At 48.0% G+C, this 26,117-nt stretch carries 24 protein-coding genes; 11 read left to right on the top strand and 13 right to left on the bottom strand.

Annotated elements, in window-relative coordinates:
• Positions 1 to 41: 41 nt before the first annotated feature.
• Together A1sIA56_RS01600 and A1sIA56_RS01595 are read right to left on the bottom strand one after the other, a co-directional pair.
• The gene (locus A1sIA56_RS01600) at positions 42 to 1,262 is read right to left on the bottom strand and encodes an MFS transporter (RefSeq protein WP_095673215.1); all 1,221 of its coding nucleotides are present in this window, start codon (positions 1,260 to 1,262) and stop codon (positions 42 to 44) included.
• Complete coding sequence (locus A1sIA56_RS01595; protein ID WP_095673214.1) at positions 1,263 to 2,129, bottom strand: alpha/beta fold hydrolase; 867 nt, start codon at positions 2,127 to 2,129, stop codon at positions 1,263 to 1,265.
• Between the two features lie 34 nt (positions 2,130 to 2,163).
• On the opposite strand from A1sIA56_RS01595, the gene tgt reads away from it, so the two are divergent.
• Complete coding sequence (gene tgt, locus A1sIA56_RS01590; RefSeq protein ID WP_223298457.1) at positions 2,164 to 3,420, top strand: tRNA guanosine(34) transglycosylase Tgt; 1,257 nt, start codon at positions 2,164 to 2,166, stop codon at positions 3,418 to 3,420.
• On the opposite strand, the gene zwf is transcribed toward tgt, so the two are convergent.
• From zwf to gabT, 6 genes are all read right to left on the bottom strand, one after another.
• A complete protein-coding gene (zwf, locus tag A1sIA56_RS01585) occupies positions 3,421 to 4,809 on the bottom strand; it encodes a glucose-6-phosphate dehydrogenase (RefSeq protein ID WP_095673213.1) in 1,389 nt (462 codons plus the stop codon). It lies immediately after the preceding gene.
• Complete coding sequence (gnd, locus tag A1sIA56_RS01580) at positions 4,809 to 5,801, bottom strand: phosphogluconate dehydrogenase (NAD(+)-dependent, decarboxylating) (protein ID WP_095673212.1); 993 nt, start codon at positions 5,799 to 5,801, stop codon at positions 4,809 to 4,811. The genes zwf and gnd overlap by 1 nt, the downstream gene beginning before the upstream one ends.
• Before the next feature lie 98 nt (positions 5,802 to 5,899).
• Positions 5,900 to 6,631, bottom strand: a complete 732-nt coding sequence (pgl, locus tag A1sIA56_RS01575) for a 6-phosphogluconolactonase (protein WP_190277018.1) — start codon at positions 6,629 to 6,631, stop codon at positions 5,900 to 5,902.
• On the bottom strand, positions 6,628 to 7,185 hold the full coding sequence (locus A1sIA56_RS01570) for a GNAT family N-acetyltransferase (protein WP_095673210.1): 558 nt from the start codon (positions 7,183 to 7,185) through the stop codon (positions 6,628 to 6,630). Before A1sIA56_RS01570 ends, pgl begins: the two co-directional genes overlap by 4 nt.
• Before the next feature lie 20 nt (positions 7,186 to 7,205).
• Entirely contained in the window at positions 7,206 to 9,812 is a 2,607-nt protein-coding gene (locus A1sIA56_RS01565) for a LuxR C-terminal-related transcriptional regulator (RefSeq protein WP_095673209.1), read from the bottom strand.
• Positions 9,813 to 9,899: 87 nt separating this feature from the next.
• Positions 9,900 to 11,240 (bottom strand): 4-aminobutyrate--2-oxoglutarate transaminase, encoded by a 1,341-nt coding sequence (gabT, locus tag A1sIA56_RS01560; RefSeq protein ID WP_095673208.1) that lies wholly within the window; start codon positions 11,238 to 11,240, stop codon positions 9,900 to 9,902.
• A 70-nt stretch (positions 11,241 to 11,310) separates the two neighbouring features.
• Here gabT and A1sIA56_RS01555 point away from each other — a divergent pair, with 70 nt between their 5' ends.
• Positions 11,311 to 12,747 carry an aminotransferase class I/II-fold pyridoxal phosphate-dependent enzyme gene (locus A1sIA56_RS01555; protein WP_095673207.1) on the top strand — a complete coding sequence of 479 codons (1,437 nt, stop codon included), beginning with the start codon at positions 11,311 to 11,313 and terminating at the stop codon, positions 12,745 to 12,747.
• Here A1sIA56_RS01555 and A1sIA56_RS01550 read toward each other — a convergent pair.
• On the bottom strand, positions 12,734 to 13,903 hold the full coding sequence (locus A1sIA56_RS01550) for an MFS transporter (protein WP_095673206.1): 1,170 nt from the start codon (positions 13,901 to 13,903) through the stop codon (positions 12,734 to 12,736). The two genes, A1sIA56_RS01555 and A1sIA56_RS01550, sit on opposite strands and share 14 nt — an antisense overlap.
• Before the next feature lie 15 nt (positions 13,904 to 13,918).
• A complete protein-coding gene (locus A1sIA56_RS01545) occupies positions 13,919 to 14,677 on the bottom strand; it encodes an SDR family oxidoreductase (RefSeq protein WP_095673205.1) in 759 nt (252 codons plus the stop codon).
• A 34-nt stretch (positions 14,678 to 14,711) separates the two neighbouring features.
• Between A1sIA56_RS01545 and A1sIA56_RS01540 the strand changes: the two genes are divergently transcribed.
• Together A1sIA56_RS01540 and A1sIA56_RS01535 are read left to right on the top strand one after the other, a co-directional pair.
• Positions 14,712 to 15,296 carry a DUF4389 domain-containing protein gene (locus tag A1sIA56_RS01540; protein ID WP_095673204.1) on the top strand — a complete coding sequence of 195 codons (585 nt, stop codon included), beginning with the start codon at positions 14,712 to 14,714 and terminating at the stop codon, positions 15,294 to 15,296.
• Positions 15,297 to 15,743, top strand: a complete 447-nt coding sequence (locus A1sIA56_RS01535; RefSeq protein ID WP_095673203.1) for a GNAT family N-acetyltransferase — start codon at positions 15,297 to 15,299, stop codon at positions 15,741 to 15,743.
• Here the strand turns inward: A1sIA56_RS01535 and A1sIA56_RS01530 are convergent, their stop codons facing one another.
• Genes A1sIA56_RS01530 through A1sIA56_RS01520 form a run of 3 tightly spaced genes read right to left on the bottom strand, consistent with a single transcriptional unit; the run spans position 15,744 to position 17,480 of the window.
• A complete protein-coding gene (locus A1sIA56_RS01530) occupies positions 15,744 to 16,241 on the bottom strand; it encodes a GNAT family N-acetyltransferase (protein WP_095673202.1) in 498 nt (165 codons plus the stop codon). It lies immediately after the preceding gene.
• 8 nt (positions 16,242 to 16,249) lie between these two features.
• On the bottom strand, positions 16,250 to 16,501 hold the full coding sequence (locus tag A1sIA56_RS01525) for a PGPGW domain-containing protein (RefSeq protein WP_095673201.1): 252 nt from the start codon (positions 16,499 to 16,501) through the stop codon (positions 16,250 to 16,252).
• A complete protein-coding gene (locus tag A1sIA56_RS01520) occupies positions 16,482 to 17,480 on the bottom strand; it encodes a TerC family protein (protein ID WP_095673200.1) in 999 nt (332 codons plus the stop codon). Before A1sIA56_RS01520 ends, A1sIA56_RS01525 begins: the two co-directional genes overlap by 20 nt.
• A gap of 202 nt (positions 17,481 to 17,682) precedes the next feature.
• On the opposite strand from A1sIA56_RS01520, the gene A1sIA56_RS01515 reads away from it, so the two are divergent.
• The 7 genes from A1sIA56_RS01515 to iolG are packed head-to-tail and all read left to right on the top strand — an operon-like array spanning position 17,683 to position 26,114.
• A complete protein-coding gene (locus tag A1sIA56_RS01515; protein WP_095673199.1) occupies positions 17,683 to 19,173 on the top strand; it encodes a CoA-acylating methylmalonate-semialdehyde dehydrogenase in 1,491 nt (496 codons plus the stop codon).
• Positions 19,174 to 19,196: 23 nt separating this feature from the next.
• The gene (iolB, locus tag A1sIA56_RS01510; RefSeq protein ID WP_095673198.1) at positions 19,197 to 20,105 is read left to right on the top strand and encodes a 5-deoxy-glucuronate isomerase; all 909 of its coding nucleotides are present in this window, start codon (positions 19,197 to 19,199) and stop codon (positions 20,103 to 20,105) included.
• Between the two features lie 12 nt (positions 20,106 to 20,117).
• A complete protein-coding gene (gene iolD / locus A1sIA56_RS01505) occupies positions 20,118 to 22,031 on the top strand; it encodes a 3D-(3,5/4)-trihydroxycyclohexane-1,2-dione acylhydrolase (decyclizing) (RefSeq protein ID WP_095673197.1) in 1,914 nt (637 codons plus the stop codon).
• A 10-nt stretch (positions 22,032 to 22,041) separates the two neighbouring features.
• Positions 22,042 to 22,956: a sugar phosphate isomerase/epimerase family protein gene (locus A1sIA56_RS01500; RefSeq protein ID WP_095673196.1), complete on the top strand. Its 915-nt coding sequence runs from the start codon at positions 22,042 to 22,044 to the stop codon at positions 22,954 to 22,956.
• A 29-nt stretch (positions 22,957 to 22,985) separates the two neighbouring features.
• Entirely contained in the window at positions 22,986 to 24,038 is a 1,053-nt protein-coding gene (locus A1sIA56_RS01495) for a transaldolase family protein (RefSeq protein WP_223298456.1), read from the top strand.
• A gap of 9 nt (positions 24,039 to 24,047) precedes the next feature.
• Entirely contained in the window at positions 24,048 to 25,070 is a 1,023-nt protein-coding gene (locus tag A1sIA56_RS01490) for a Gfo/Idh/MocA family protein (protein WP_095673194.1), read from the top strand.
• Between the two features lie 36 nt (positions 25,071 to 25,106).
• Positions 25,107 to 26,114, top strand: coding sequence for an inositol 2-dehydrogenase (iolG, locus tag A1sIA56_RS01485; RefSeq protein ID WP_095673193.1), 1,008 nt, complete (start codon positions 25,107 to 25,109; stop codon positions 26,112 to 26,114).
• The last annotated feature ends 3 nt before the right edge of the window (positions 26,115 to 26,117 follow it).

Genomic DNA, 26,117 nt, shown 5'->3' with positions numbered 1-26,117 from the left:
TGAGCGAAAACGGAACCCCATAAGTCCGATTTAGACCTATTTCACCCCTTGAGAGCGAGCCTCTTCATCGCCAGAAAGAGCGGAATAGAGAGGAAGCAGCCGAGGAACATGACGACAACCCAGGCTGTTGCCAGATCGGCCCCCAACATCAGCCCGGTAATGGCTGGTCCAAGGACTCCAGAGACCGACCACTGCAAACTCATCAGAGCATTGGTGCGGCCACGGATATGTTCAGGGGAAAGTTCATTGGCAAGTACCGGAATCGTCGGCGCTTGCACCATTTCGCCGAATGCGAAGACCAGTTGGCTCATGCAGAGCGCTATGCCTGAGGCAAGAACTGGAAGATATGGAGATACGCCGACAAAGACCCAAGAGAGCGCCCAAATAATTCCAATAGAAATAAGTGCTGTGTACTTCGAATACTTTTCCAGAATGCGCATGACAAGTGGTTGAAAGAGAACGATAGAGATCGTATTTACTCCAAAGATAATTCCGAGCCACTTAGGAGAAAGCTCTAGGAACTGTGTAGCAAAGACGGGAATACCAGCCTGAATGGTTCCGTAACCAAAGGTGAAGAGAATGATTCCGGCAAAACCTAGGTACATGAGCGGTTTGATCTGCATCAAGTCACGATAGGAACCCTGCTTGGGTTCATGCTCTTTCGGAATGTATTTGTTGACATGTTCGCCACGCAATGAAAAAACAATGAGTAGATAAATTAAGAAAGTTGCTGCATCAACCCAGTACATAATCTGGAATGAGAGTAAGTCACCCTTTTGAATAATCAAAGATGAAAGCAAGCCACCCATACCAAGACCAAGGTTGAGCAACATAAAGTTAAAGCCAAAGATTTTAGGACGATCAACTTCAGGCGTTACGCGAGTCAAAATCACGCTCTGGCTAGGCCAGACTGCTTGTGCTGAAATATTGATAAATGTCAGCGCAAGAATTGCATGAAAGTGAGTCTCTACCAATGAGAGCGAAAAGGCAGCAGCTGAGTTACAGATTAGTCCAGCAATCATTACCTTCTTGGGGCCAATGCGATCGACCAGAGCTCCCATTGGCGTGCTGGCAACGATGCTGACAATTGCGCCATAGGAAAGCAAAAGGCCACCGAAGGTATTGGTGAAGCCGCGCATATCGTGGAGATAGACAAGTAAAAGCGAGAGCGTCATACCTCCGCCAATAGCGTTGAGGCACATGCCAATCACTAGCTTCCGTGACTGCGGATTGAGCAGAACGGTAAATTCTTTAAAGAGCATTTACTTCAATAAACCCTGCGCCTGCGCAAGAATTTCAGTTCGGTATTTAACGCCTAGCGATATGTGGCCCTCGCCTGGTTTAAATGAAAGCGTTGCAGTTGGAATGTGCTTTTCCAGCCAATATGAGTGCGCATGCGGAACCATAAAATCATCATCGCCCTGCCATAAGAAGACAGGCTTAGTGACGTCCGCTAGATCAAATCCCCATTGCTTTACAAAGACCAAATCGTCATCAATCCAACCATCAAAGCTGACTGCTAACCCACTTCGCATTGTTGCTGCCATCTGATCTGCGGCTTCGCCTTCCAGAACTGCTTTATCGGCATCACCAATTAATCCACCAAATGCTTCTCGGATTTCGTTTCCGGTTACAGATTTCATGGGACCTGCATTGTCATTCATCCATTGATCAACAACTGCTTCGCCTTTAAGCGCAGCCCCAAATTCATCGTGATTTTCTGGACCCATGCCTTCGAGGAAATCTAAATCATCAACACCAAAAGCTCCGACGCCAGCGAGCGAAATTGCACCCACGTTGCGTGGCTCAAATGTGTTTGCGATGCAGTGCGGTCCCCCACCTGACCAACCAATAGAAACAAACTTGGTGATGTTCTTTGCATCAAGTAGCTGCGCAATATCGTTGTTGATACTGATAACGCTACGTCCAGGGTTGCGATCGCTGGTTCCGTAACCTGCGCGGCTATAGGAAAGTGCGCGAATTCCTGCTGATGCTGCCGCCTCTAACCAGTCAGACCAAGCGCTGGCATGGCCCGGAGTTCCATGATGAAAAATGATTGCGTTTTCAGAGTTGATTCCATTATCGAGAATCTCGAGTTCGCGACCATCTTTGAGTTTAAATTGAGGCATTTGGTCAGTCTATTACTCTGACACAATATGCAACATGGATTCAGCTACATCAAATAAGGGCTTCTCATATGAGATTACCCATGCCGCTGAATCCGGTTTAGCGCGCGCCGGGGTCATCACAACTCCCCACGGAAAAATTCATACTCCTGCATTTATTCCTGTCGGCACCAAAGCCAATGTAAAGACCGTTCTTCCTGAAGCGATGGAAGAACTTGGCGCACAGGCTTTACTGGCTAATGCCTATCACCTCTATCTCCAACCTGGTCCTAGCGTTCTCGATGAAGCAGGTGGGCTCGGCAAATTTATGAACTGGGATAAGCCAACATTTACCGATAGCGGTGGATTCCAAGTTCTCTCACTGGGCGTTGGTTTTAAGAAGGTCCTTGCTATGGATGCGCAGACTTTCCGCTCCGATCAAGTGATTGCTAAAAATAAAGAACGTCTGGCTCACGTTGATGATGAAGGCGTGACATTTAAGAGCCACCTCGACGGTTCGATGCATCGCTTTACCGCTGAAGTATCGATGCAGATTCAGCATCAACTGGGCGCTGACATCATGTTTGCCTTCGACGAGTGCACAACCCTTCACAACACTCGCCCTTATCAAGAGCTAGCGATGTCACGTACTTACGATTGGGCAATCCGTTGCCTCGATGAACATAAACGTCTTACCGAATCACGCGCTGAAAAGCCTTACCAAGCTCTCTTCGGAGTCATTCAAGGTGCGCAATATGAAGATCTTCGCAAGAAGGCTTCATCTGATCTTGGTTCAATGAGTTCTTCCGGAATCGAATTCGATGGCTTTGGAATTGGTGGAGCGCTCGATAAAGATTCACTCGGCACGATTGTTGGTTGGGTCAATTCAACTCTTCCTGAAAATAAGCCAAAACACTTGCTCGGTATTGGCGCACCTGAAGATCTCTTTGTTGGGGTGGAAAATGGCGTCGATACCTTCGATTGCGTACTTGCTTCGCGCATTGCTCGCACCAGCTCGGTCTACACAATGACGGGCCGCTTCAATGTTTCCAATGCGCCATTTGTGCGCGACTTTAATCCGATTGATGATGAATGCGATTGCTACACCTGCAAGAACTACACCCGCGCATACCTATGTCACTTATTCCGCGGAAAAGAGATGCTCGCAGGAACGCTCGCCACAATTCACAATGAGCGATTTATTGTGCGCCTTGTCGATCAGATGCGCCAAGCGCTCGTTGATGGAACTTTCCAAGAAATGAAGACAGAGTTTATGGGACGCTACAAACATAAATCGGGGCAAGCCCGCGATTAATTACTGGTGTAGATCTTTTAAAGAATCTGCTTCAGAACCAACAGGTGCCCAACCGCCAGGAACCAGATCCTGCGCTTCAGCTGGTCCCCATGTGCCGCCTTCATATTGAATAACGGGATTTGGATTCTTTAACAAATCTTCAAGAATCTGCCATGAGTGCAGCACTGAGTCGATTCGTGTGAAGCGGAAGTGATCTCCCAACATCGCAGCGCGTAGAAGTCGCTCGTAAGGTCCTTGGCGATCTCCGAATTCAGCTACGAATTCAACTGAGAGATCGACTGTCTCAGTAACAAGTTTTGTTCCAGGCTTCTTCGCTTGAAGTGAGATATCTACGCCATCTTTAGCGCCAAGCCGGAAGCGCACTTGGTTTGATTGACTCTTTCCGAAGAGCGCACGTGGAGGTTGCTTAAATTCAACAATAACTTCAAGGACGGTCTCAGGCATCTTCTTACCTGTACGAAGATAGATAGGTACGCCAGCCCAACGCCAGTTATCAATAAATAACTTCATCGCCACAAAAGTTTCAGTATCTGAATTTTGCGCAACGCCATCTTCATCAAGGAAGCCTTCGAATTGGCCACGCACAACATCTGTCTTATTGATATCGCGAATTGCAGAAAGAACCTTCATCTTCTCGTTCTGCATTGCATCAGAACCCATATCAATAGGTGGTTCCATCGTCAGCATCGTGAGCACCTGCAAGATGTGGTTCTGCAATACATCGCGGGTAGCACCCACTCCGTCATAGAACTTTCCTCGTCCATCGATACCAAAGCTTTCTGCCATTGTGATCTGGATATTTGATACGTAATTTCGGTTCCACACTGGTTCAAAGAGAGTGTTGGCAAAGCGGAAGACCAGAAGATCTTCTACTGCTTCTTTACCGAGATAGTGGTCGATGCGGTAGATCTGCTCTTCAGGAAGTAACTTCTTTAACTCAAGATCGAGTGCTTTGGCGCTCTCTAGATCGCGACCAAATGGCTTCTCAACGACTACACGTGCCCGGCGAGTAATTCCGACCGTCGCAAGAGCTTCAGTAATACGAGCAAAATATTCAGGAGCAATTGCTAAGTAAATTACTGGAAGTTTGAAGTCTTTGATCGCTTCAGCAAGGGCGACGAATGTCTGTGGATCTTCATAATCGCCAACAATCAGCTGCATCTCATTGAGCAACTTACCGAGCGCTGCTTCATCTACATCAGGCTTACGAGCACGAACTGCTTGCTCTACATTCTCTTTAAAGACTTCTTGCGTCCACTTAGAAGATGCAACGCCAAAGATTTGAACATCAAGTTCGCCAAGGTCTTCAAGGTCATAGAGAGCTGGAAATAACTTCTTCTTTGCAAGATCTCCGGTCGCGCCAAATAGAACTAAAGCATCTGCCTTCATTAATTTCCCTTATTTGAAGATGACTGGGGCTTCTCATTATGTCCACCGAACTTGTAACGCATTGCGCTTAAGACTCGGTTAGCAAATTCGTCGTTGTTACGTGAAGCAAAGCGTGCATATAGCGAAGCGCTCAAGACATGGGCAGGGATGCCAGCTTCGATTGCTGCCTGCACTGTCCAGCGACCTTCACCGCTATCACTTACCTGTGTTGAATACTCTGTAAGTTCTTCTGACTCAACAAGCGCTTGTGCTGTGAGATCGAGAAGCCATGAGGCAACAACGCTTCCGCGGCGCCAGACTTCGGTGATTGCTGGAATATCAAGATCGTATGCAGGAGTCATCTCATCTGCCGCTTCAAAGATTGCAAGGCCCTCTGCGAATGCCGCCATCATTCCGTATTCGATTCCATTGTGAATCATCTTGACGAAGTGGCCAGAACCAACCGGACCGCAATGCAAATATCCGTATTCAGCTTGCTGTGGTTCACCTGTACGTCCTGGTGTGCGTTCTGCGGATTCAACTCCTGGGCACAGTGCTTTAAATATTGGATCCAGTGACTTCACGACTGCATCGTCGCCACCAATCATGAGCGAGTAACCGCGCTCTAGACCGTAAACGCCACCTGATGTTCCGACGTCAACAAAATTAATTCCTTTTGCCTTCAAAAGTTCGGCGTTCTTGAGGTCATTCTTGTAATAGCTATTTCCGCCATCGATGATGGTGTCGCCCGAAGAAAGATGTTCTGCCATCGCTGCGATTGTTGAGTCAGTTACTGATGCCGGAACCATGATCCAGATGGTGCGAGGTGTTGAAAGTTGTGAGGCTAAGTGAGCCATATCGGTTGCACCGAGTGCGCCTTCAGCAGCGAGAGCGTTAACAGCATCAGGGCTGACGTCATAGACGGCAGATGTGATGTTGTGACGAGCCAGGCGACGGACGATATTTGCGCCCATGCGGCCAAGGCCGACCATTCCGAAATTGGTAGTTGTCATGAATATGCCTATTCGCTGTAGAAAACGCTCAACGTTGAGGCTCGTAGTCTATATGAGGCAGCGTTTAACTTTCGAATCCAGGCAAATTTCAGGTGAAATTATTCTGAAAAGAAGGCCTCTGTATCAACGATGAGTCGAGTGTGTGAATTTCCACGAACATAACTCGCCGGTATCGAGAGATCTCCCTCAATAATCTTTGTGACCGCATCGGCCTTACTTTCACCCGCTGCAACGATCCAAACTTCTGCAGCGCTATTGATTAATGACATCGTGAATGAAACGCGAACCGCCGGTGGTTTTGGTGAATCAGTGATTGCAAATACTTTTCTATGATCATCGATATCTGCAATTCCCGGAAAGAGTGAAGCCACATGACCGTCAGGGCCCAGACCCAGAACATTGAGATCGATATCTACATTTTCTAGCGCTAAGTCGTAATCACTCACCGCTTCATCAATGCTCTTTGCGACATCTGATGCAAGGGCTTCGTGAATTACGATTTTTGTATTGGTCACAGTTTTGTGAAATGGGAAAGCATTTCGTTCAACGCTATCTGCAGGAACAAAACGTTCATCGCTCCACCAGATATGAAGGCCGGCAAAGCCATCTGAATCGGCATTGAATTCATTGACTAACGCTTCTGAGATCTGCACGCCTAGGGTGCCACCGGTGAGCACCAAATGAAATTGGCTCTTTAACTTAAGTCCTTTTTCAATCGCAGCCAGAATCTGAACAGTTACCTCTTCAGCAAGTTCGGCAGCATCTGCATAGAGCGTGAGGTCGAGTTCGTCATCGATATCCCCAACGATTGCATCGAAGTCATCGCTCATTGCTTCCCCCATTTACTCTTAAATTCAGAAGTACTCATCTCGTAGATGTTTTCTGGACCATCTTCCTCATCAATCTGCTGGCCCTTGTAGTCGAAACCAAAGTAGTTAATCACAGCGATGGATGGCAGATTATTTGGGCTCACGGTGTATCGCAGAGTTTTTACCTCAGGAAAGGTACAGACCCAACTCCACATGCCTTTAAGAGCTTCCTTGGCATATCCATTGCCTTGAAAAGCCTCTTCGATGCCAAGGCCAATCTCCATCATTCCTTCGGAATCAGGCACTCCATGAAAACTAGTGCTGCCAATAATTTCCTTGCTCTCTTTGAGAACTATAAATCTGACAAACCACTTGTTTACTGATGGATCAACTTTCACCTGCGGAACACGCCAACCCAATGGACCGCTCTCTATAACAAGATTCTGATGTGGGTTTGTGAAGTCTCGGCCCGCTATCGCTATGACATCATCCTTGTTTTCATATAACTCAATGATGCCCTGCGCAGAAATATGATGAAGTTCTAGACGCGGAGTATCAATTACCTTCTCGTACACATGCGAAGTATCGCACGACGCTAGAGAATGAAGTGAGCCTTTGCTTTCTCAACGGCAGAAACGCGGCCGTCTACCTCCATCTTTCGGTACAAATTCTTGAGGTGAGTCTTCATCGTATTCAGCGAGATATGAAGTGAGGCAGCAATTGCACTGATTGGGCGATCCGTTGAAAGGTGTCGCAAGACTTCGAGTTCGCGCTTAGTCAGCGATGAAGCAAATTCTGATGGTCGGTTGGCATCTGACTTAATGCGCTCGGCGACGCTAGAGGCTAGATCTTCAAGATAGACAGTTGGATTCTCGCCAGCAATTTTCAAGATGAGGTTCCCCATTTCCGATGATTGACGAAGGAAAGTTTCTTTCGCACCTACTGTGGCTCCGATTTCGAGAGCCTTCTTCATCTCCTTCATCGCCAAATTCTCCTGATCAATTACTTCGTGAGCGTCAGCGAGATGCTTCCAAATCTTTTCGCGAGGAGTTCGCGCAGGTAGGTTCTTCACTTCTTCTCGAACCGATTTCTTACCCATGCGCTCGTCATAGGCAAGCTTTATCTGTTGCACAAATCGAAGTTTCGGCGCACGTTCTAAGAGTGCCCCTAAGCGTTCATTATCTTTAACAGTAAATCGAATGAAGAGTTCGCTCAGATCAATAATTGAAACAAGGCCTTCTGAAAATTCAATTTCACTGGCCCGTTCTCTGGCCCGCTTAATATTGTCGAGCGCCTCAGTCACCATCCCGCGCATCACAAGATCGCGAGCAAAGTAACCGTCGGCAAAGAAATGCCAAGCCCATTGCTGCCACTGCTCTCCTAGGTTTCTGATCTGTCCAAAGACCTCAAAGGCCTCGCGAGGTCTTGCAAATTCAAGATGGCAGCGCGCAATGATGAACATCGAATCTAGCGGACCAAAGATTCCGACATAACCACGTTTGGTGAACTGAGAATAGGTAACCGAGGCAGCTTCATACGCTCTGCGGTAGTCGCCTCGTTGAAAAAGCGCCATCGCATTCATAGATGAGAGCAAGAGGTGGTTATTGGGAAGTTTAGATTTATTGGCTAGCGCTTTCGCTTCTTCATATAAAGCTTCTACCGATTCAGTCTCATCCAGAATAAAGCTCTTCATCGCGGCCAGGCGCAATAAGCCAATCTGCTCTTCAATTCCAAATGTAATTGGACCTTCATTATTTGCCATCGCAATCGCATAACTCTGATCGAACTCATCAAAACGCCCTAACGCCATTTCTACGTACGCTCTGGATCCATATGTGAGTTGCTTGATGAATCCTTCCAGCACCGTTCCTTGCGCATCGAAATTCATCTGATCAATCATGCTGAAAACAGAGTCATACTCTTGATTGGCTAAACGTCCTGCTAGTTCAACAGTCGCACGTTTGAGTAGACCTAACTCTGAATTGTCGCCGGCAAAGATGGACCAGCGAATCAGTTCGCGCCCGCGACCTGTTGACTGCAAGATTCGAGCAGCATCAGGGAAAATTTCTGCGACTTTCTCAAAATCGCCTGCGAGATAGGCGTGCTCTAGGGCGAGGTTCGGTTCGTTGCGATTCTCATGAAATGCAAGAAGCGCCGAGTGAATTCTCATCTTCTTGTACTTATCTTTTCGAAGCTCAGTCAGAAGAACTTCTCGCACAAGTGTCGAAAATTCAAAGCTCTGCTCTGGAGATCCTGTTTGAGTGAAGTAGTTGCCATCAAGTGCTATCTGGTTAATACCATCATAGGAATAATCATCGCCGAGGATAACTTCAGCCATTTCATGGGTAAATTCTTGAACGACAGCAAGGGAAGTAATCAGGGATCGTGTCTGATCATCCAGCGAGTTAATTACGGATGAAGCTAAAGCCCTTAGAGGTTCGGATTGAGAAGAAACCAACTTCTCAAAATCTACCGGCTTCTTATTCTTAGATATTTGATAGACGAGCATTGAGACAGCTGCCGGCCAACCATGTGCTCCTTCGAGAGATTGCCGAATTTCGCTATCCTCATAATCTAATTTGTGCATTGCTGCCAGAGTTGCAATCTCATTGTCAGAAAATTGGAGATCATTGGCAGTGACAACTGAGAGCGCACCACGTGAAGCGAATGTGGCATAAACCGTTTCTAAAGAATCTCGGCGGATTGTTACGAATTGAATGTTCTTGGGAAATTGCTCAACAAGGCGCGAAGCAATATCGACGTCGCGATTGGTATGTTCACGAAGATTGTCGATGATAAAAATGTAATCTTTACCTGTTGCAAGAAGTTCATTGCCCCAACGGCGAACTACTTCGACTGGGCGAACGCTTGCTTCGCCTTCAAACCACGGCGCAAAGCCTGGAAGAATGTTTCTTGTCGCCTGAATAAAGAGCGCCGCCATATCTTCAAGCGAATCACTTTCGGTAATTGTTAACCAGATAACGCGATCACGATGCGCGAGCGCCCATTCGGCAACGACGGAAGTCTTTCCGTACCCGGCAGGTGCAATGACAACTGTCGTACTTGGTGACGAATTATCAAGAAGAGGAAATAGATGCTTTCGGGATAAGTAATTTGGCGGCAAGGTTGGAATGAGAGTGCGCGAAAGTGTCACTCCGGGAGCTACCTCGAACTCCGCTGCCTCACCCTTTGCCGTTGCCATGGTGTTAGGGTGATGGAAAAGCGGGGGGATGTGAAGCCAAAATCACCCCATTAGGGGTGAGATAACGCGGTGATTCTTACGCGTGGATTAGAGAGTTGCGAAGCCTTCTGCAAGAACACCAAGGGCATCCTTAAGAAGTTCATCTGTAATAACCAATGGTGGCAAGAAGCGAATTACGTTGCCGTAAGTTCCCGCAGTAAGGATGAGAACACCCTTGCTCTGGCAGTACTTGATGACCTTAGCCATCGCTTCAGGATTTGGATCCTTAGTACCAGCGTGAACGAGTTCGATTGCAACCATTGCACCACGACCACGAACATCGCCAATGATTGGGTACTTAGCCTTAAGGGCGTTGAGTGAGTCCACGAGAATCGTGCCGATATGCGCAGCGCGATCCACGAGCTTCTCTTCTTCAATGGTTTCAATTACGGCAAGAGCTGCAGCACAGACCACAGGGTTTCCACCGTATGTTCCGCCGAGTCCACCCACATGAGATGAATCCATAATTTCAGCGCGAGCAGTAACTGCTGCAAGCGGCATTCCGCCAGCGATTCCCTTCGCAGAGATGATCATGTCTGGTTCCATATTTTCATGCTCTACAGCAAACATCTTTCCTGTGCGAGCAAAGCCTGACTGAACTTCATCAGCGATGAAGACAATCTTGTTTTCGGTAGCAAATTTCTGAAGTCCTGGCATAAAGCCAACTGGTGGCACGATAAATCCACCTTCGCCAACAACAGGTTCGATCAAGATTGCCGCAACGTTATGTGCGCCAATCTCTTTCTCAATCTTTGAAATAACAGCTGCGAGTGAATCTTCAGCGATAGTCGCAGGATTGCCGTTGTAGCGATATGTGTAAGGCATTGGCATGCGATAGATCTCATTAGCGAATGGACCAAAGCCATCTTTGTAAGGAATGTTCTTTGCAGTCAGTGCCATAGTGAGGTTGGTGCGACCGTGATACGCATGTTCAAAGACAACAACAGCCGCACGCTTTGTGTAGTGACGAGCAATCTTGATTGCATTCTCAACGGCTTCTGCACCTGAGTTTTGCAGGATCGACTTCTTTTTAAACTTTCCTGGAGTCAGGCGATTGAGCGCTTCGCATACTTCGATGTACCCCATGTAAGGAACAGTGGTGAAGTTTGTATGCGTAAAGTTTGCGACAGCTTCTTGCACTGCCTTTACAACGCGAGGTGCAGAGTTTCCAACGTTAACTACTCCGATACCTGAACCCATATCGATGATGCGGTTGCCATCGATATCTTCAATAATTGCGTCATGTGCGCGGCTGACAATCACCGGCATCGCAGTTCCTAGTCCCCCAGATACAGCCTCTTTACGTCGCTGCATTGCTGCAGTTGATAGTGGCCCTGGAATTTCAGTGGCCAAGTGGCGTGATTGTGGGAGGGGGTCCTTTGATGTCATGGTGAAAGTCTAAGCCCATCATTTTCTGATGCGAGCCCAACCATGGCTCTGTACAAGTTAGGCTTGCCACATGAGCAATCTCCGAGACAGCGCACCACTTCTTGATGCCTATCTCTCATACTTCGAGAGCGCTCGAACACCATTCACGATTCCTGGCCACAAGCAGAAGACCAGCGCGCTCGACGCTGGTTTAGGCGCAGTCGTTGATTCCGATACACCTCTCTATGGTGGCCTCGATGAAATCAAGTTAACCAATCAGACCTTAAAGAAAGCTGAAGCACTGGCTGCGAAGTTGTGGGGCGCTGACTATGCGCGCTTCTCAACCGGAGGTTCTACCCACGCAAATCAAGCGATCATCTTCGCTCTCGGAAAGCCTGGCGACAAAGTTGCCGTCTCACGCACTGCTCACCGTTCTGTTCTAAGCGCACTCGTTCTGGCAGGACTCGAACCAATCTGGATGTCACCTGAGATTGATGAAGCAACCGGTGTGCCAATCGGAATCGGAATCGCAGAGCTAAAGCGCGCACTGAACGAAAAACCAATTGCGGTTCTGCTGACCGAACCTGGTTACCTCGGAACGATTTCAGATCTTCCTGCGCTCATCGAAGCTGCACATGCAGTGAAGGTTCCGGTGATTCTCGATGCGGCATGGGGTGGTCACTTTGGTTTCCACTCAGATCTTCCCCGCCATGCATTCCAAGTTGGTGCCGATGCACTCATTACCAGTACACATAAAGCACTTCCTGGATACAGCGCCTCTGCCCTACTGCTTGCACGCACAACGCTTCTGAGCGCCGAAAGACTCGAACAAAGTTTTGAGACAACACATACGACATCGCCCGCAGGAGCACCTCTTGCATCAATCGATGGAGTTCGCGCACTACTTGAAACTCGAGGCGAAGAACTTATTGGCAAGCTTCTCAACAACATTCACCGATTTAAAGAGATGGTGCAAGCAGAATTCGCGCTACCGATTTTTCTCTATCCGTCAGATTTCCCAGCAGGACGCTTTGATCCGTCGAAGATTGTTCTTCGCGTTCAGCAGCTTGGCACATCAGGCGTTGAAATCGAAAAAGATCTGCAAGCGAAGGGAATTCGCGTGGAAATGGCAGATCGCGACACCATCGTCTTCCTTGCAACGATTGCAGATTCTGAAGCTGACTTTGATGCGCTAGCCGATGCTCTTATTCCGATTTTAAAGAAGCGCCAAGAACAACGTCGCGAAAGTGCAACAGCGCTCAGCTGGTCCGTTGTTCCACAACGCGCTACTTCAATGCGTGATGCTTACTTTGCGGAAACCGAGATAGTCTCTGCCGCACATGCCGTCGGACGAATCTCTGCAGATTTGATTGCACCATACCCACCTGGAGTCGCAGTTGTTGCTCCTGGTGAAGTTCTGACTAAGCAGATTGTTGAAGGCCTTAGCGCTTCTCGTGCTGCGGGAGTTCGAATCGCATATGCAACCGATTCAACGCTAGAAAATTACAGAGTCGTTAATCGCTCGTAAAGATTCGAGAGCTTGCCGAAATGATGATGGCGAGCACTGCCGGAATAAGCATCGCCCAACGCAGTGTGATCAAGTCTGCAACAAATCCCATTAATGGTGGGCCAACAATAAATCCAAAGTAAGAAATTCCCGAGATCATTGCGACCGCTTCAGCTGGTGAAATACTTCCAGCAAATCGCTTATTGGCCATTGAGCCTGCTGCGCTAAAGAGAAGCGGAATTACGGCAGAAAGTGCTGCTCCGTAAAGCAACCAACCGAAGATAACTCCACCAGTTCCGCCAACAATGAGACCCGTAGCTAAACCGATTCCACCAATGAATCCGCCAACTTTAAGGATGCGATTGGGGCCAAACTTTGTCGCAAGTTGATCTCCAAAGAAACGACCGACGACCATGGTGAATGAGAATGCAATAAATGGAATTGTGCTGACGAATGCAGATGCGCCAAAAGTTTCGCGCGCAAGCACGCCTCCCCAATCGCCTGTCGAGCCTTCGCCGACAGATGCAGCCATACCAAGTAGTCCCATGATGAGAATTAGTGGTGGGCGCTTTTTCTTAGCCTTCTGCTCTTCTGTGTAAATGTGCTTATCTGCATCTGCAGAAAGAAGTAGTCGAGACCCAATGACAGTGACAATGGCACTAACAATCGACACAACGATGATATGGATAAAAACACTTACCTCAGCTTGCGCGAATAAACCACCAAAAATACTTCCGATAAGACCGCCGACAGACCAGAAGGCGTGGAATCTGCTCATATAGCGCAGGCCAGATTTCTGTTCCAGGGTCACTCCATGTGTATTCATTGATACATCTTGCGAAGCAACAGTCATGCCGAAGATAAAGAGCGCTGCAGAAAGAGTTACGACAGAGTTAGCCAAACCAACGAAGGGCTGTACAAGTAAGAGAGCTGCGGTAGCAACTTTAAGTGTCTGAGCGCTACCCAACTTTGCGGCAAATTTACCCACGGGTCCAAGCGCCGCGAGCACTCCTACAGACATCATGAGCAAGCAAATACCGAGCGCAGAGTTTGAAAGTTCGAGCTTGCTTTTGATATCAGGAATACGAGATACGAAATTCCCTGCGCTAAACCCGAGAGTAAGAAAAGAGAGAGTTACTCCCACACGGGCGCGCTTAATGCTGAGATCAGAGAACATCAGTCTTGACTCCCTTTAACGAATTGGCTTGCGATAGACCTTGTGTGAAACTGCCTGCGCTAGTGGCTTGATCATCATCGAATCAACGTTGAAGTGATCTGGCAACATAACAACCCAACGGATTGCCTCAGCAACATCATCGGCAACCAGTGGCTTTTCAATACCTTCATAAATCTTTGCCGCCGCATCAACATTGCCTTTGTAGCGAATCTTCGCAAACTCTTCTGTCTTTACGATGCCAGGAGCGATCTCGGTAATTCGAATGGGCTCGCCGTTGAGTTCAAGGCGCAAGGTATCTACAAGAGATGCTTCACCAAATTTAGCTGCTGCGTAGCTTCCACCATTTTCATAAGTGCGATGCGCGGCGGTAGATGTAATAAGAACGATGTGGCCTTTGCGATGTTCGCGAAAGAGCGGAGTAATCGCTTTAACCATGCGCACTGCGCCAACAACGTTGATATCAAAAGTCTTCTGCCAAAGCTCTGGATCTGAATCCATCACTGAATCGGCATCGAATGCACCACCAGCGCTATGTACCAAGACAGAAACAGGTGCATTTCCTAGATGCGCTACAAGTGCGTCGACGCTGGATTGATCTGTGACATCGAGTTCAACCGCTTCGATGTGTGGTGATTCAGATGCAAGAGCGGTTAATTTGTCGACTCGTCTTGCAGCAGCGATCACGTGATATCCATTTGCCGCTAGCGCTCGTGCAGTTGCTGCGCCGATTCCGCTACTTGCTCCAGTAATAACTGCATATTCGCGTGATGTCATTGGGAAAGGGTATATGCGAGGCTAGGATTAGACCATGAGCAAACAAATTAAAACTGAAGTAGAAATCGAATATAAGAAGCGCAATAAAGCCACAGTTTTCTGGCGTGGAATCCTGGTCTTCCCAGTAGCGATATTCCTAGGCGCATTTTCGATCAATAGCAACGCAGGATGGGCTACAGGCTTCATCATCATGCCTGCACTGCTTGCTCTTCTCTTCCGCGAGGTTTACCCAAGTTACCTTTTAACTTTCAACCACGCTCTTCTCGAGCTAGAAACTCGCGTCATCGCCTACGTTCTTCTTCTGACTGATGATTACCCTTCCATTGAACGCAACAAGAATATTGCAGTCATCTTCCCGGATATCAAGGGTGGAAAGACTCTCAATCGTTGGCTGCCATTGGTGAAGTGGTTCCTTGCAATTCCACTCATCATCGTTGGATTGATTTACTCAATCATCGCCCTTGGAATGACATTCGTCGCTTGGATCATGACATGGTCTACAGGTAAGTATCCGAAGTGGGCTGGAAAGTTTGTACTTTCAACACTTCGATTCTGGAACCGAGTAAATGGTTATGCATTCCTTCTAGTTTCAGATAAGTACCCTTCATTTAAACTCTAAATGACTATTTCAATTCGACCAATCGCTCAAAGCGATAAAGAGCGCTGGCTCGTTCTATGGCAGGGATATCTCGACTTCTATAAGACAGCTGTCCCTGCTGAACAGACTGAGCGCACATGGACTCGCATCATGGATCCTGAATTCAATATGAAATGTGCCGTTGCAGAACTTGATGGAACGGTTGTTGGTTTCACGACCTACAACCTTCAAAATTCAACCTGGTCTCCCAACGGGCATTGCTACCTCGAAGATTTATTCGTTGATCCAGAAGTTCGCGGCTCAGGTGCGGGCAGAGCGCTTATCGATTACGTCAAAGCCTTCGCGCTTGAAATGAAATGTTCACGTCTTTATTGGAATACGGACGCAGATAACGAAGTAGCGCGCGGGCTCTATGACACCTACGTTCTTGAATCCGGCAAGCGTCAGTACCGAGTTCAACTTTCGTAACTAGTTAGGCGTCTTCCTAATCATCCGCTGGTAATACATTCCAGGCTTGCGCGTGCTTTCTTGCTTCTCCCCCATCAATGCAAAACCAATTTTTTCGTAGGCTTTAATCGCAATTTCGTTATCAACCCAGACGCCTAGCCCCTGAATAAGCCAATCTCTTTGGGCGGCATCCTTATCGAGATATTCAAAGAGTGCGCGTAGCGCTCCGAATTTTCTAAATTCTGAATTCACCCAGCAACTTCCAACCCAGCATGTGGCTCCGAAATCTCCGCTGAGATTTTCGACAGTCATCATGCCGATATCTTTGCCATCAATTACTGCGACTAAGGCAATGTATTGCCGCGCCTTTGATCGCCATTCCTCTTCGGTGAAAGCTTTTTCAGATTCTAGATTTCCGCCGAACGCATGACCATCGTTTTCAAGTGCAGCAAGACGGATATCTCTGTAACGAGCCCACTTATCTTCGTGCAACTCTTCAACGGTGAGAGTTTGATGCATGCCCAGAATTACTTCTTAAACAACTTCTTAGGATTGAGCTTCGAACCTTGTGCTTTTACTTGCTCAAGAGTTCTCTGCGCCCATGCAAATTCGAGGCCAAGTACAAAGAGCCCAAGGATGATCAGTGGCAAAGTAAATGGACCTGGAAGTACAACAAGAAGTGATCCGAGAATAATCAGAGTTGATCCAACGACCAACACAATTGTTTTACGGACGGGGCCTGGAAGAGCTTTCCACGCCTTAGCTATCTTCGCCTTCATTGTCCTTGCTTCCTGTTACACGACCAGCATGTGCCTTTGCTGTCGGATCAGACTTTGTCTTAATCAAACTAGCAACTGTCGAGATAACAAGAATAGTACCAATGACGGCCAAGCCGACAGGTGTGGAAATCTTCGGGATAGAAGTGAATTCTTCATGAAGATAAGTCATGATCAACTTAACCCCGATAAACATCAAGATTATTGAGAGGCCAAGAGATAGATAGATAAGTCTGTCTAGCAAGCCTTTCACGAGGAAGTAGAGAGCTCGCAGCCCAAGCAGCGCAAAAGCGTTAGCTGAGAAAACCAAGAAGGTCTCAGAAGTGACGCCGAATGTTGCAGGGATTGAGTCCAGAGCAAAGAGCAAGTCTGTTGAACCGATAGCAATCATCACTAAGAACATAGGTGTTGCAATGCGCTTGCCGTTCTGGCGGATGAAGAGCTTTGTGCCATGGAATTCATCGACCATCGTGATGCGCTTACGAATACGCTTCACGATTGCGTTATCGCCTGGTTCAGGATCTTCATCCCAATGCTTGAAGAGACCAACACCGGTCCAGATCAAGATTGCTCCGAAGATAACGAATGTGAATGCGAATGCTTGAAGTGCTGCGGCACCCACTGCGATAAAGATGGCGCGAAGTACGAGCGCTAAAATTACGCCGATGAGAAGTACGCGCTGATGGAACGCACTCGGCACCGCGAATTGAGCGAGGATGATGACAAAGACAAAGAGGTTATCTACGGAGAGAGATTTCTCAACAAGATAAGCGGCAAAGAATTCTGTTCCCATCTGACTTCCATATTGTTGCCAGACCCAGATGCCGAAACCGATTGCGATTCCGATATAGAAAATTGACCAGCCCGCAGCTTCTCTAAACTTTACTTCGTGGGGCTTTGCACTGACGGTGAGTAGATCAGCAATAACGAGTAGGAGAATTGCTCCGACCGTAACTGACCAAACGAGTAGTGATACATCCATGATTTATTCTCCTTGACGCGCGTAAGTAGTAACGTGGTCAAGGTCTTCCTAACCGCACTGCGGCCAGCGCCCCGGGTTTTTACACCGTATTGACGAGGTGGCTGTATCTAGGTACTCCCCTTAATGATGAGAATTCTAGATGTGACTTCCAGGTACAGCAACTTCTCCCCTAGTATCGCAGTCTGGCTTCGAGGAGGAATAAATGAGCACTGTCGTTAACCACTGGATCAATGGCGCAGAATTCGTCAGCACTTCAGGAAGAACTTCACCGGTCTACGACCCCGCTCTTGGAACCGAAACAAAGCGTGTAGCTCTCGCTAACCAGACAGAAATTGATGCCGCTATTAAGGCCGCAAAGGATGCATATCCAAAGTGGCGCGATGAATCACTCGCTAAGCGCCAGCAGATCATCTTTTCCTTCCGCGAACTTCTTAACTCTCGCAAGGGCGAACTCGCAGAAATCATCACAAGCGAGCATGGAAAAGTCCTCTCAGATGCGCTCGGAGAAATTACCCGCGGCCAAGAAGTTGTTGAATTTGCGACTGGTATTCCTCACCTACTTAAAGGTTTCTACACAGAGAACGCTTCAACTGGCGTTGATGTGTATTCAACACGTCAGCCACTTGGCGTTGTCGGAATCATCAGCCCATTTAACTTCCCAGCAATGGTGCCAATGTGGTTCTTCCCAATTGCAATTGCAGCAGGTAATACCGTAGTCATTAAGCCATCTGAAAAAGATCCAAGTGCATCAATGTGGATTGCAAAGCTCTGGAAAGAAGCTGGACTTCCGGACGGCGTATTTAACGTTCTCAACGGCGACAAGGAATCTGTAGACGGATTGCTCAATAGCCCAGATGTCGAGTCAATCTCATTCGTGGGTTCAACTCCGATTGCACAATATATTTACGAGAACGCTTCTCGTTCAGGTAAGCGCGTACAGGCGCTCGGTGGTGCAAAGAACCACATGCTCGTTCTTCCAGATGCAGATCTTGAACTCGTTGCAGACTCTGCAATCAATGCCGGTTTCGGTAGCGCCGGCGAGCGTTGCATGGCTATCTCTGTTGTCGTAGCTGTCGAACCAGTTGCCGATAAGTTGATTCCAAAGATTGTCGAGCGCATGGGCAAGCTCCGCACCGGCGATGGCCGCCGCGGCTGCGATATGGGTCCTCTTGTTACTCGCGAACACCGCGACAAAGTTGCTTCCTATATCGATATCGCTGAAAAGGATGGCGCAACAGTTGTCGTTGATGGCCGCAACCCACAGGTTGATGGCGATGCCAATGGATTCTGGCTTGCACCAACTTTGGTCGACAAGGTACCGACAACATCAAAGGTTTACACCGAAGAAATCTTCGGGCCAGTACTTTCTATCGTGCGCGTAAAGAGCTACGACGAGGGTGTTGCACTTATTAATAGCGGTGCTTTCGGAAACGGAACAGCAATCTTTACCAACGATGGTGGCGCAGCACGTCGCTTCCAGAATGAAATTCAAGTAGGTATGGTCGGAATCAACGTTCCTATTCCTGTACCTGTTGCTTACTACTCCTTCGGTGGATGGAAGCAATCACTCTTCGGTGATACCAAGGCGCACGGAGTTGAAGGAGTTCACTTCTTCACACGTGGAAAGGCAATTACTTCACGTTGGCTTGATCCAAGCCACGGTGGAATTAACCTCGGCTTCCCACAGAATTAATCCAAACAGAATTAATCGATGAGATGTCCTCTGCAGGCAAGTGGTATTTCAAGAAAGCTGAGTTAGCTCAGGGCGCTTGGGATATCCATGTTGATCCGCAGAACCCGCCTGTTGCGGGCTGGAAATTCACAGGCCTTCGCGTTGGAACACTTTCACAAGGCGCCGCTCTTTCACTTCCAAGTGATTCCAACGAGCGCATCATCTTCGCTTTAGAAGGCGAAGAATTTCTCGTTGAGTACGAACACAACGGAGCAAGTTCAAACCAAGTACTGCGTGGCCGCAAATCTGTTTTTCACGGACCATCTGATTGCATCTATCTACCCATCAACACTTCAGCATCAATCACAGGTGTTGGACGAATCGCAGTTGGTGAAACTCCTGCATCTGTTGCGAAAGAAGTTTGCTTCACTCGTAAAGAAGATGTTTCAGTAACTCTTCGCGGAGCAGGTCGCGAAACTCGCCAAGTACATAACTTAGGAATGCCCGAGACTCTTGATGCTGATCGAATGATTGTCTGCGAAGTAATAGTCCCGGCTGGAAACTGGTCAGGTTCTCCTTCACATAAGCACGATGCATATATTGCCGGCAAAGAATCCAACCTAGAAGAGATTTACTACTTTGAAAGCGCCGTTACTCGCGGAGCAACAACGCCAAAAACATCATCACCATTTGGTTATTTCCGCGGAACTTCTGCCGATTCACGCCCTTACGATGTTAATGAAGAGATTCATTCAGGCGATGTTGCACTCGTTCCTTACGGATGGCATGGACCAGCTGCAGCAGGACCTGGATATGACCTTTACTTCTTCAATGTGATGGCCGGACCAGATCCAGAACGCGCATGGAATGCAACGGATCATCCCGACCAGGCTTGGATTCGTGACACTTGGCAATCGCAGCAAACAGACCCAAGATTGCCCTACGGAGCTTAGGAAGGAATTGATATGGCCACTCGCAGAATGACAGTTAGCCAAGCAATTGTTGAATTCCTTTCACACCAATACACAGTTGATGGCGATCACCGCGAACGCACTATTCAAGGTGTCTTCGGAATCTTTGGCCACGGAAATGTTGCTGGTATCGGTCAAGCGCTCAAGCAACTCTCTGTTGAAGATCCATCAGTTATGCCTTACTTCCAAGCGCGCAATGAACAAGCCATGGTTCACGAATCAACTGCATTTGCTCGCATGAAGCGCCGTCGCGCCACCTTCGCATGCACAGCATCCGTCGGTCCAGGAGCTACAAATATGCTCACAGGTGCAGCGGTTGCAACCACAAATCGTTTACCTGTACTTCTTCTTCCTTCAGATACCTTTGCCAATCGTTCTTCAGATCCAGTTCTACAACAGCTCGAGATGCCACATGATGCAACGCTCTCTGTGAACGATGCATTTAAGCCACTCTCTCGTTTCTTTGATCGAGTACAGCGACCTGAACAAGTTTTCTCAGCACTTTTAAGTGCAATGCGTGTTCTTACAGATCCATCTGAAACAGGTGCAGTCACCATCGCACTTCCAGAAGATGTACAGGCAGAAGTTATTGATGTGCCTGAAGAATTTCTAGCAGATCGCGAATGGCATATCCGTCGCCCACGTGCAGAAGCTGCTCTTCTTGCAAGCGTTGCAAGAGTAATTGCTGGCGCAAAGAACCCATTAATCATTGCGGGTGGTGGAGTTATTTACTCCGATGCTCATGATGCGCTGCAGAAATTTGTTGAACAGACCAAGATCCCTGTTGGAACATCACAAGCGGGCGTTGGTTCACTCAATTGGGATCACCCACAACTTCTCGGTTCTGTAGGTGCAACTGGCACAACTGCCGCAAATAGAGCAGCTCATGACGCTGATGTTGTTATCGGTATTGGTACGCGCTACAGCGACTTCACGACATCAAGCCGCACTGCCTTCCAGAACCCCGATGTTCGCTTTATCAATATCAACATTGCCTCATTCGATGCTTATAAGCATGGAAGTGCCCTTCCGGTTGTTGCCGATGCCCGCGAGACTCTGACAGAGCTGACTCAACTTCTGAGCGGATTCTCAACTTCACCTGAGTATCAGAAGAAGTACACAAGCGATAAGGCCGAGTGGGATGCAGTTGTTGATGCGGCTTTTGTAGATCAAAAGCTCGCACTTCCAAGCCAAACTGAAATCATTCATGCAGTGCAATCAGCAACGGATACAACAGATACCGTTATTTGCGCAGCTGGTTCATTGCCGGGCGATCTCCACAAACTCTGGCGCGTGCGTTCACCTCTTGGGTATCACGTTGAATATGCGTTCTCATGTATGGGATATGAAATCGCCGCAGGTCTTGGCGCAGCTCGCGCAGGAGCCACACCTATCGTGATGGTCGGTGATGGTTCCTATTTGATGATGCATACGGAAATTGTTTCCGCTGTTGCCGAAGGACTCAAGGTCATCATTGTTCTGATTCAGAACCATGGCTTTGCATCCATCGGCCATCTCTCTGAAGATATTGGTTCGCAACGCTTCGGCACGCAATATCGCTTTAAAGACCAAGTTGGCAATAACTTTGAGAACGGCGAAAAACTTCCGGTTGATCTTGCGGCAAATGCGGCAAGCCTTGGCATCAACGTCATCGATATCAAGCAGACAGTAAGCGCAATTGCAGATCTTCATGAAGCGGTAAAGACTGCAAAGAAAGCGGCAACATCAACACTTATTCATATCAATAGCGATCCACTGCTCTATTCACCTGGCGGAGAAGGTTGGTGGGATGTTCCTATCGCCCCCGTTTCAAACTTGAAGAGCACCCAAGATGCATATGCCCAGTACAAAACAGAGATTGCACAGCAACGTCCGTTGCTTGGTAACGGCGTAGAAGATAAGAAATAGGAGCACATCCATGACACAGCAAATCCGCGTAGGCACAGCACCTGATTCATGGGGCGTCTGGTTTCCAAGTGAGCCCCACCAGGTTCCATGGGATCGCTTCCTTGATGAAGTTGTTGAGGCGGGTTACCACTGGATTGAGCTTGGACCTTATGGATACCTTCCTACTGACCCAAAGCAGCTTGAAGATGAACTTGGTAAGCGCAATCTCAAGATGACTGCTGGAACTGTATTTACAGGTTTCCATAAAGAAGATGAGAGCCAGTGGCAACGCGCATGGGATCAGGCACTTGCAGTTGCAAACCTTGTCTCTAAGTTAGGCGTTGAACACCTAGTCGTTATTCCTGATCTCTGGCGCGATGACAAGACCGGCCAAGCACGCGAGCCACGCACACTTTCTAATGAACAGTGGAAGCGTCTTGCTGCAGGACATAACAAGCTTGGCAAGGCACTTCTCGAAGAGTTCGGAATTCACCAGCAATTCCACTCACATGCAGATAGCCATATCGGTACCTATCAAGAAGTAGAGCGCTACTTACAAGAGACAGATCCGCTCTACTCAAATCTCTGCCTCGATACAGGACACTTTGCTTATTACTTAGGTGACAACCTCAAGATGATGAATGCATATCCAGAGCGCATTGGTTATTTGCACCTTAAGCAAGTGCATCCCGATATCTTGGCTGAGACTTTAAAGAATGACGTTCCCTTCGGAGATGCAGTAGCCAAGGGTGTTATGACAGAGCCGGGCTTTGAAGGTGTTCCAAAGTTCGCACCAATTATTGAGCGCGCACTTGAGATCAATCCAGAAATCTTCGCAATCATTGAGCAAGATATGTATGGCTGCCCAGTTGATATGCCATTTCCTATTGCACAGCGCACCCGCGAGCACATCCTTGCTGCAACTCGCGCTGCACGAGTGAAGTAATTGAGATGAGCCAATCACCTTTTCTTTATATGAAGGAGAACTCGAAGACTGTTCTCTGGAATGACTCAGCAGACCCCAAAGAGCTCACCGATGCGCTTAACTGGGGAATCGTTGGTGCAACATGTAATCCTGTTATTGCACTGACTGCAATTAAGGCAGATGCACCACATTGGGTTGAACGCATCAAGGATTACGCCAAGAAGAATCCACTTGCTACCGAAGATGAAATCGGCTGGGCGATGGTGAAAGAGCTCTCGGTCAACGCTGCCAAGCTATTCGAAGGTGAATTCGAAAAGTACAACGGGCGTAATGGCCGCTTATCTATTCAGACAGATCCACGCCTTTATCGCAATGCAAAGGCGCTCACTGATCAGGCTGTTGAATTCTCAAAGCTTGCTAAGAACATCATCGTCAAGATTCCAGTAACAAGTGAGGCAATCACTGCATTTGAAGAAGCGACTTACCAAGGCGTTAGCCTCAATGCGACCGTTTCATTCTCAGTTGCACAGACAATCGCTGTTGCTGAAGCAATCGAGCGCGGGTTAAAGCGTCGCGAAGCTGAAGGTTTAGATATTTCTCAGATGGGACCTGTCTGCACAATCATGGTCGGTCGCGTAGATGACTGGGTAAAAGTTGGCGCTGAAAAGATGGGCGCCAAAGTCGATCCTGAGATTCTTGAGTGGGCTGGCGTTGCTGTCTTTAGACATGCTCACAAGGTTTATACCGAGCGCGGATATCGCACCCGTTTATTGTCTGCTGCTTTCCGCAATCACATGCACTGGTCAGAAATTCTTGGTGGAGATTCAGTTATCTCTCCCCCATATGCATGGCAGGTAAAGATCAATGAGATGGGCATTACGCCCAACCTCAATAGCGTTAATGAACCCATTGAATCGCGCATCCTTGAGCCACTTCTCGAAAACTTCCCAGAGTTTAGAAAGATGTATGACGTTGATGGTCTCAAGGTTGAAGAGTTCACCAACTTCGGTGGAACTCTTCGCACTCTTCGCGGGTTCTTGCAATCAGTTAACGACCTCGAATCCTTTGTTCGCGATGTAACCGTTCCTAACCCAGATAAGTAAGGTGAAGCAATGACCGCACTTCCAAAGCCACATGTGTTTTCAGCAGCTGATTCAAAGCCACTTCGCTGGGGAATTTTTGGTGCAGGGTGGATTTCAGATGCGATGGTCAAGACTGCGCAACTTAATTCAACTCAGCAATTTGTTACTGTTGCATCACGCACACCAGGTAAGGCCGAGGCATTTGCACAGAAGTGGAACCTTGATTCATTCCACAACTCATATGAAGAGTTAGCAGCGCGCGAAGATATCGATGCAATCTATATCGGCACGCTGCCATCTGATCGTTTAGAAGTTGCACTCGTTGCTATCAACGCTGGCAAGCATGTTCTCATCGAAAAGCCCATCACTATGGATTACGCAGAAGCTGAGCAGATTTATGCCGCAGCAAAGGCGAAGAAGGTCCTTGCGATGGAAGCAATGTGGACTCGCTTCTTGCCGCAGATGGATATTGCGCGCCAACTCGTTGCTGATGGCGCCCTCGGAGATGTCGAGCTCGTTGTCTCTAACTTCTGCCAGAACAATCTCGAAGTGACACGTCTCTTCACCTTGGGCGGCGGAAATCCCATCATCGATATGGGAATCTACCCAGCAGCTCTTTCGCAGCAGTTCCTTGGTAATCCAACTGAGATTCACGCCTTTGGAAAGTTACATCCCAACGATATTGATGAAGAGACCCACGCATTTATGCGCTTTGCCAATGGATCACGTTCTAACTTCGTTCTTTCAGCTCGTACAACGCTTCCACACTGGGCTGGCGTATCTGGCTCAAAGGGTGCAATCACCTTTGGAACACCTTGGTTTACCCCATCTTCGATTACCTTCCATGAATCCACATTCAACGGAGCGCAGACCACGTGGGTGGATGAACTTGGAATCCCCGAGCATCTCGGCCTTATCTATCAAGTGCATGCCTTTGCTCAATATGTTGAACAGGGACTTCTTGAGGGACCTCTCTATACCCACCACGATTCACTTTCTAATATCAAGACCGTTCTTGAGATTGGCAATCTCATCGGGACTCGCTACAAGTAAGTTCACCAACTACGAATCAAGGAATAGGCTCACGCAATGACTCAGAAAATCAGAATCGCAATTATTGGCGCAGGGCGTATTGGTTATGTCCATGCTGGAAGCGTCAATGACACCCCCGAACTTGAGCTTGTCTATGTAGTTGATCCCTTTGAAGAGAATGCCAAGAAGGTAACTGCTGCATTCGGTGGCAAGGTTTCAAGCGACCCTTCAGCAGTTATCGCTTCAGGTGAAGTTGATGCGGTCATCATTGGCTCACCAACTGCAACACACATTCCACTCATTCGTGAATGTATTGCCGCTGGCGTGCACGCACTCTGCGAGAAGCCACTTGATCTTGATATCAAGAACGTTGAAGAGTTCCGCGCGCAAGCAAATGCGGCGAAGATCAACATCACTCTTGGATTTAACCGACGTCAAGATCCTCAATACTTGGCACTTAAGGCAAAAGTTGTCGATGGAACTATCGGAACTATCGAGCAAGTAATCCTTACTAGCCGCGACCCAGGACCTGCTCCACAGGCTTACATTGCTGTCTCTGGCGGAATCTTCCGCGATATGACAATCCATGACTTCGATATGGCGCGTAACTTTGTGCCAAATATCCTTGAAGTAACTGCATTTGGTGCCAATAGCTTCTGTGATTACATCAAAGAAGAAGGCGACTTCGATAACGTCAGCGTTGTCATGAAGGGTGCAAATAACGAGCTTGTCACTATCGTGAATTCACGCCACGCAGCATTTGGATATGACCAACGTGCTGAGATCTTCGGCGATAAGGGAATGCTTCAGATTAGCAACCTCTCTGACTCGACAGTGAAGTCATTTACTAAGGATGCAACGACTGCAGGAGAACCGTTTATGGACTTCTTCCTCGAGCGCTACGCAGATTCATACCGCAATGAACTCAAGCTCTTCGTTGAAGGAATTAAGACTGGCAAGGTCCTTGGATCTACCTACGACGATGGCCGCGCAGCGTTAATCCTTGCCGATGCAGCTCACGAGTCAGCTCGCACTGGAAAATCAGTAAAGGTAAATCTCAACTAAGTA

This window comes from Candidatus Planktophila sulfonica (genome assembly GCF_002288065.1).
Lineage (GTDB): Bacteria > Actinomycetota > Actinomycetes > Nanopelagicales > Nanopelagicaceae > Planktophila > Planktophila sulfonica.
Note: the sequence above shows the minus strand (reverse complement) of the source record. Positions and strands in the feature narration are given on the sequence as shown.

Coding starts and splice junctions, on each gene's coding strand:
- A1sIA56_RS01550 (WP_095673206.1), bottom strand. CDS start 13,903: ATGTTCTCTGATCTCAGCATTAAGCGCGCCCGTGTGGGAGTAACTCTC.
- pgl (WP_190277018.1), bottom strand. CDS start 6,631: ATGAGCGATGACTTCGATGCAATCGTTGGGGATATCGATGACGAACTC.
- A1sIA56_RS01545 (WP_095673205.1), bottom strand. CDS start 14,677: ATGACATCACGCGAATATGCAGTTATTACTGGAGCAAGTAGCGGAATC.
- A1sIA56_RS01555 (WP_095673207.1), top strand. CDS start 11,311: ATGAGCAATCTCCGAGACAGCGCACCACTTCTTGATGCCTATCTCTCA.
- A1sIA56_RS01525 (WP_095673201.1), bottom strand. CDS start 16,501: ATGAAGGCGAAGATAGCTAAGGCGTGGAAAGCTCTTCCAGGCCCCGTC.
- iolD (WP_095673197.1), top strand. CDS start 20,118: ATGGCCACTCGCAGAATGACAGTTAGCCAAGCAATTGTTGAATTCCTT.
- A1sIA56_RS01490 (WP_095673194.1), top strand. CDS start 24,048: ATGACCGCACTTCCAAAGCCACATGTGTTTTCAGCAGCTGATTCAAAG.
- tgt (WP_223298457.1), top strand. CDS start 2,164: ATGGATTCAGCTACATCAAATAAGGGCTTCTCATATGAGATTACCCAT.
- A1sIA56_RS01495 (WP_223298456.1), top strand. CDS start 22,986: ATGAAGGAGAACTCGAAGACTGTTCTCTGGAATGACTCAGCAGACCCC.
- A1sIA56_RS01565 (WP_095673209.1), bottom strand. CDS start 9,812: ATGGCAACGGCAAAGGGTGAGGCAGCGGAGTTCGAGGTAGCTCCCGGA.
- A1sIA56_RS01535 (WP_095673203.1), top strand. CDS start 15,297: ATGACTATTTCAATTCGACCAATCGCTCAAAGCGATAAAGAGCGCTGG.
- A1sIA56_RS01515 (WP_095673199.1), top strand. CDS start 17,683: ATGAGCACTGTCGTTAACCACTGGATCAATGGCGCAGAATTCGTCAGC.
- gnd (WP_095673212.1), bottom strand. CDS start 5,801: ATGACAACTACCAATTTCGGAATGGTCGGCCTTGGCCGCATGGGCGCA.
- A1sIA56_RS01600 (WP_095673215.1), bottom strand. CDS start 1,262: ATGCTCTTTAAAGAATTTACCGTTCTGCTCAATCCGCAGTCACGGAAG.
- zwf (WP_095673213.1), bottom strand. CDS start 4,809: ATGAAGGCAGATGCTTTAGTTCTATTTGGCGCGACCGGAGATCTTGCA.
- gabT (WP_095673208.1), bottom strand. CDS start 11,240: ATGACATCAAAGGACCCCCTCCCACAATCACGCCACTTGGCCACTGAA.
- A1sIA56_RS01595 (WP_095673214.1), bottom strand. CDS start 2,129: ATGCCTCAATTTAAACTCAAAGATGGTCGCGAACTCGAGATTCTCGAT.
- A1sIA56_RS01500 (WP_095673196.1), top strand. CDS start 22,042: ATGACACAGCAAATCCGCGTAGGCACAGCACCTGATTCATGGGGCGTC.
- iolG (WP_095673193.1), top strand. CDS start 25,107: ATGACTCAGAAAATCAGAATCGCAATTATTGGCGCAGGGCGTATTGGT.
- A1sIA56_RS01530 (WP_095673202.1), bottom strand. CDS start 16,241: ATGCATCAAACTCTCACCGTTGAAGAGTTGCACGAAGATAAGTGGGCT.
- A1sIA56_RS01540 (WP_095673204.1), top strand. CDS start 14,712: ATGAGCAAACAAATTAAAACTGAAGTAGAAATCGAATATAAGAAGCGC.
- A1sIA56_RS01520 (WP_095673200.1), bottom strand. CDS start 17,480: ATGGATGTATCACTACTCGTTTGGTCAGTTACGGTCGGAGCAATTCTC.
- iolB (WP_095673198.1), top strand. CDS start 19,197: ATGTCCTCTGCAGGCAAGTGGTATTTCAAGAAAGCTGAGTTAGCTCAG.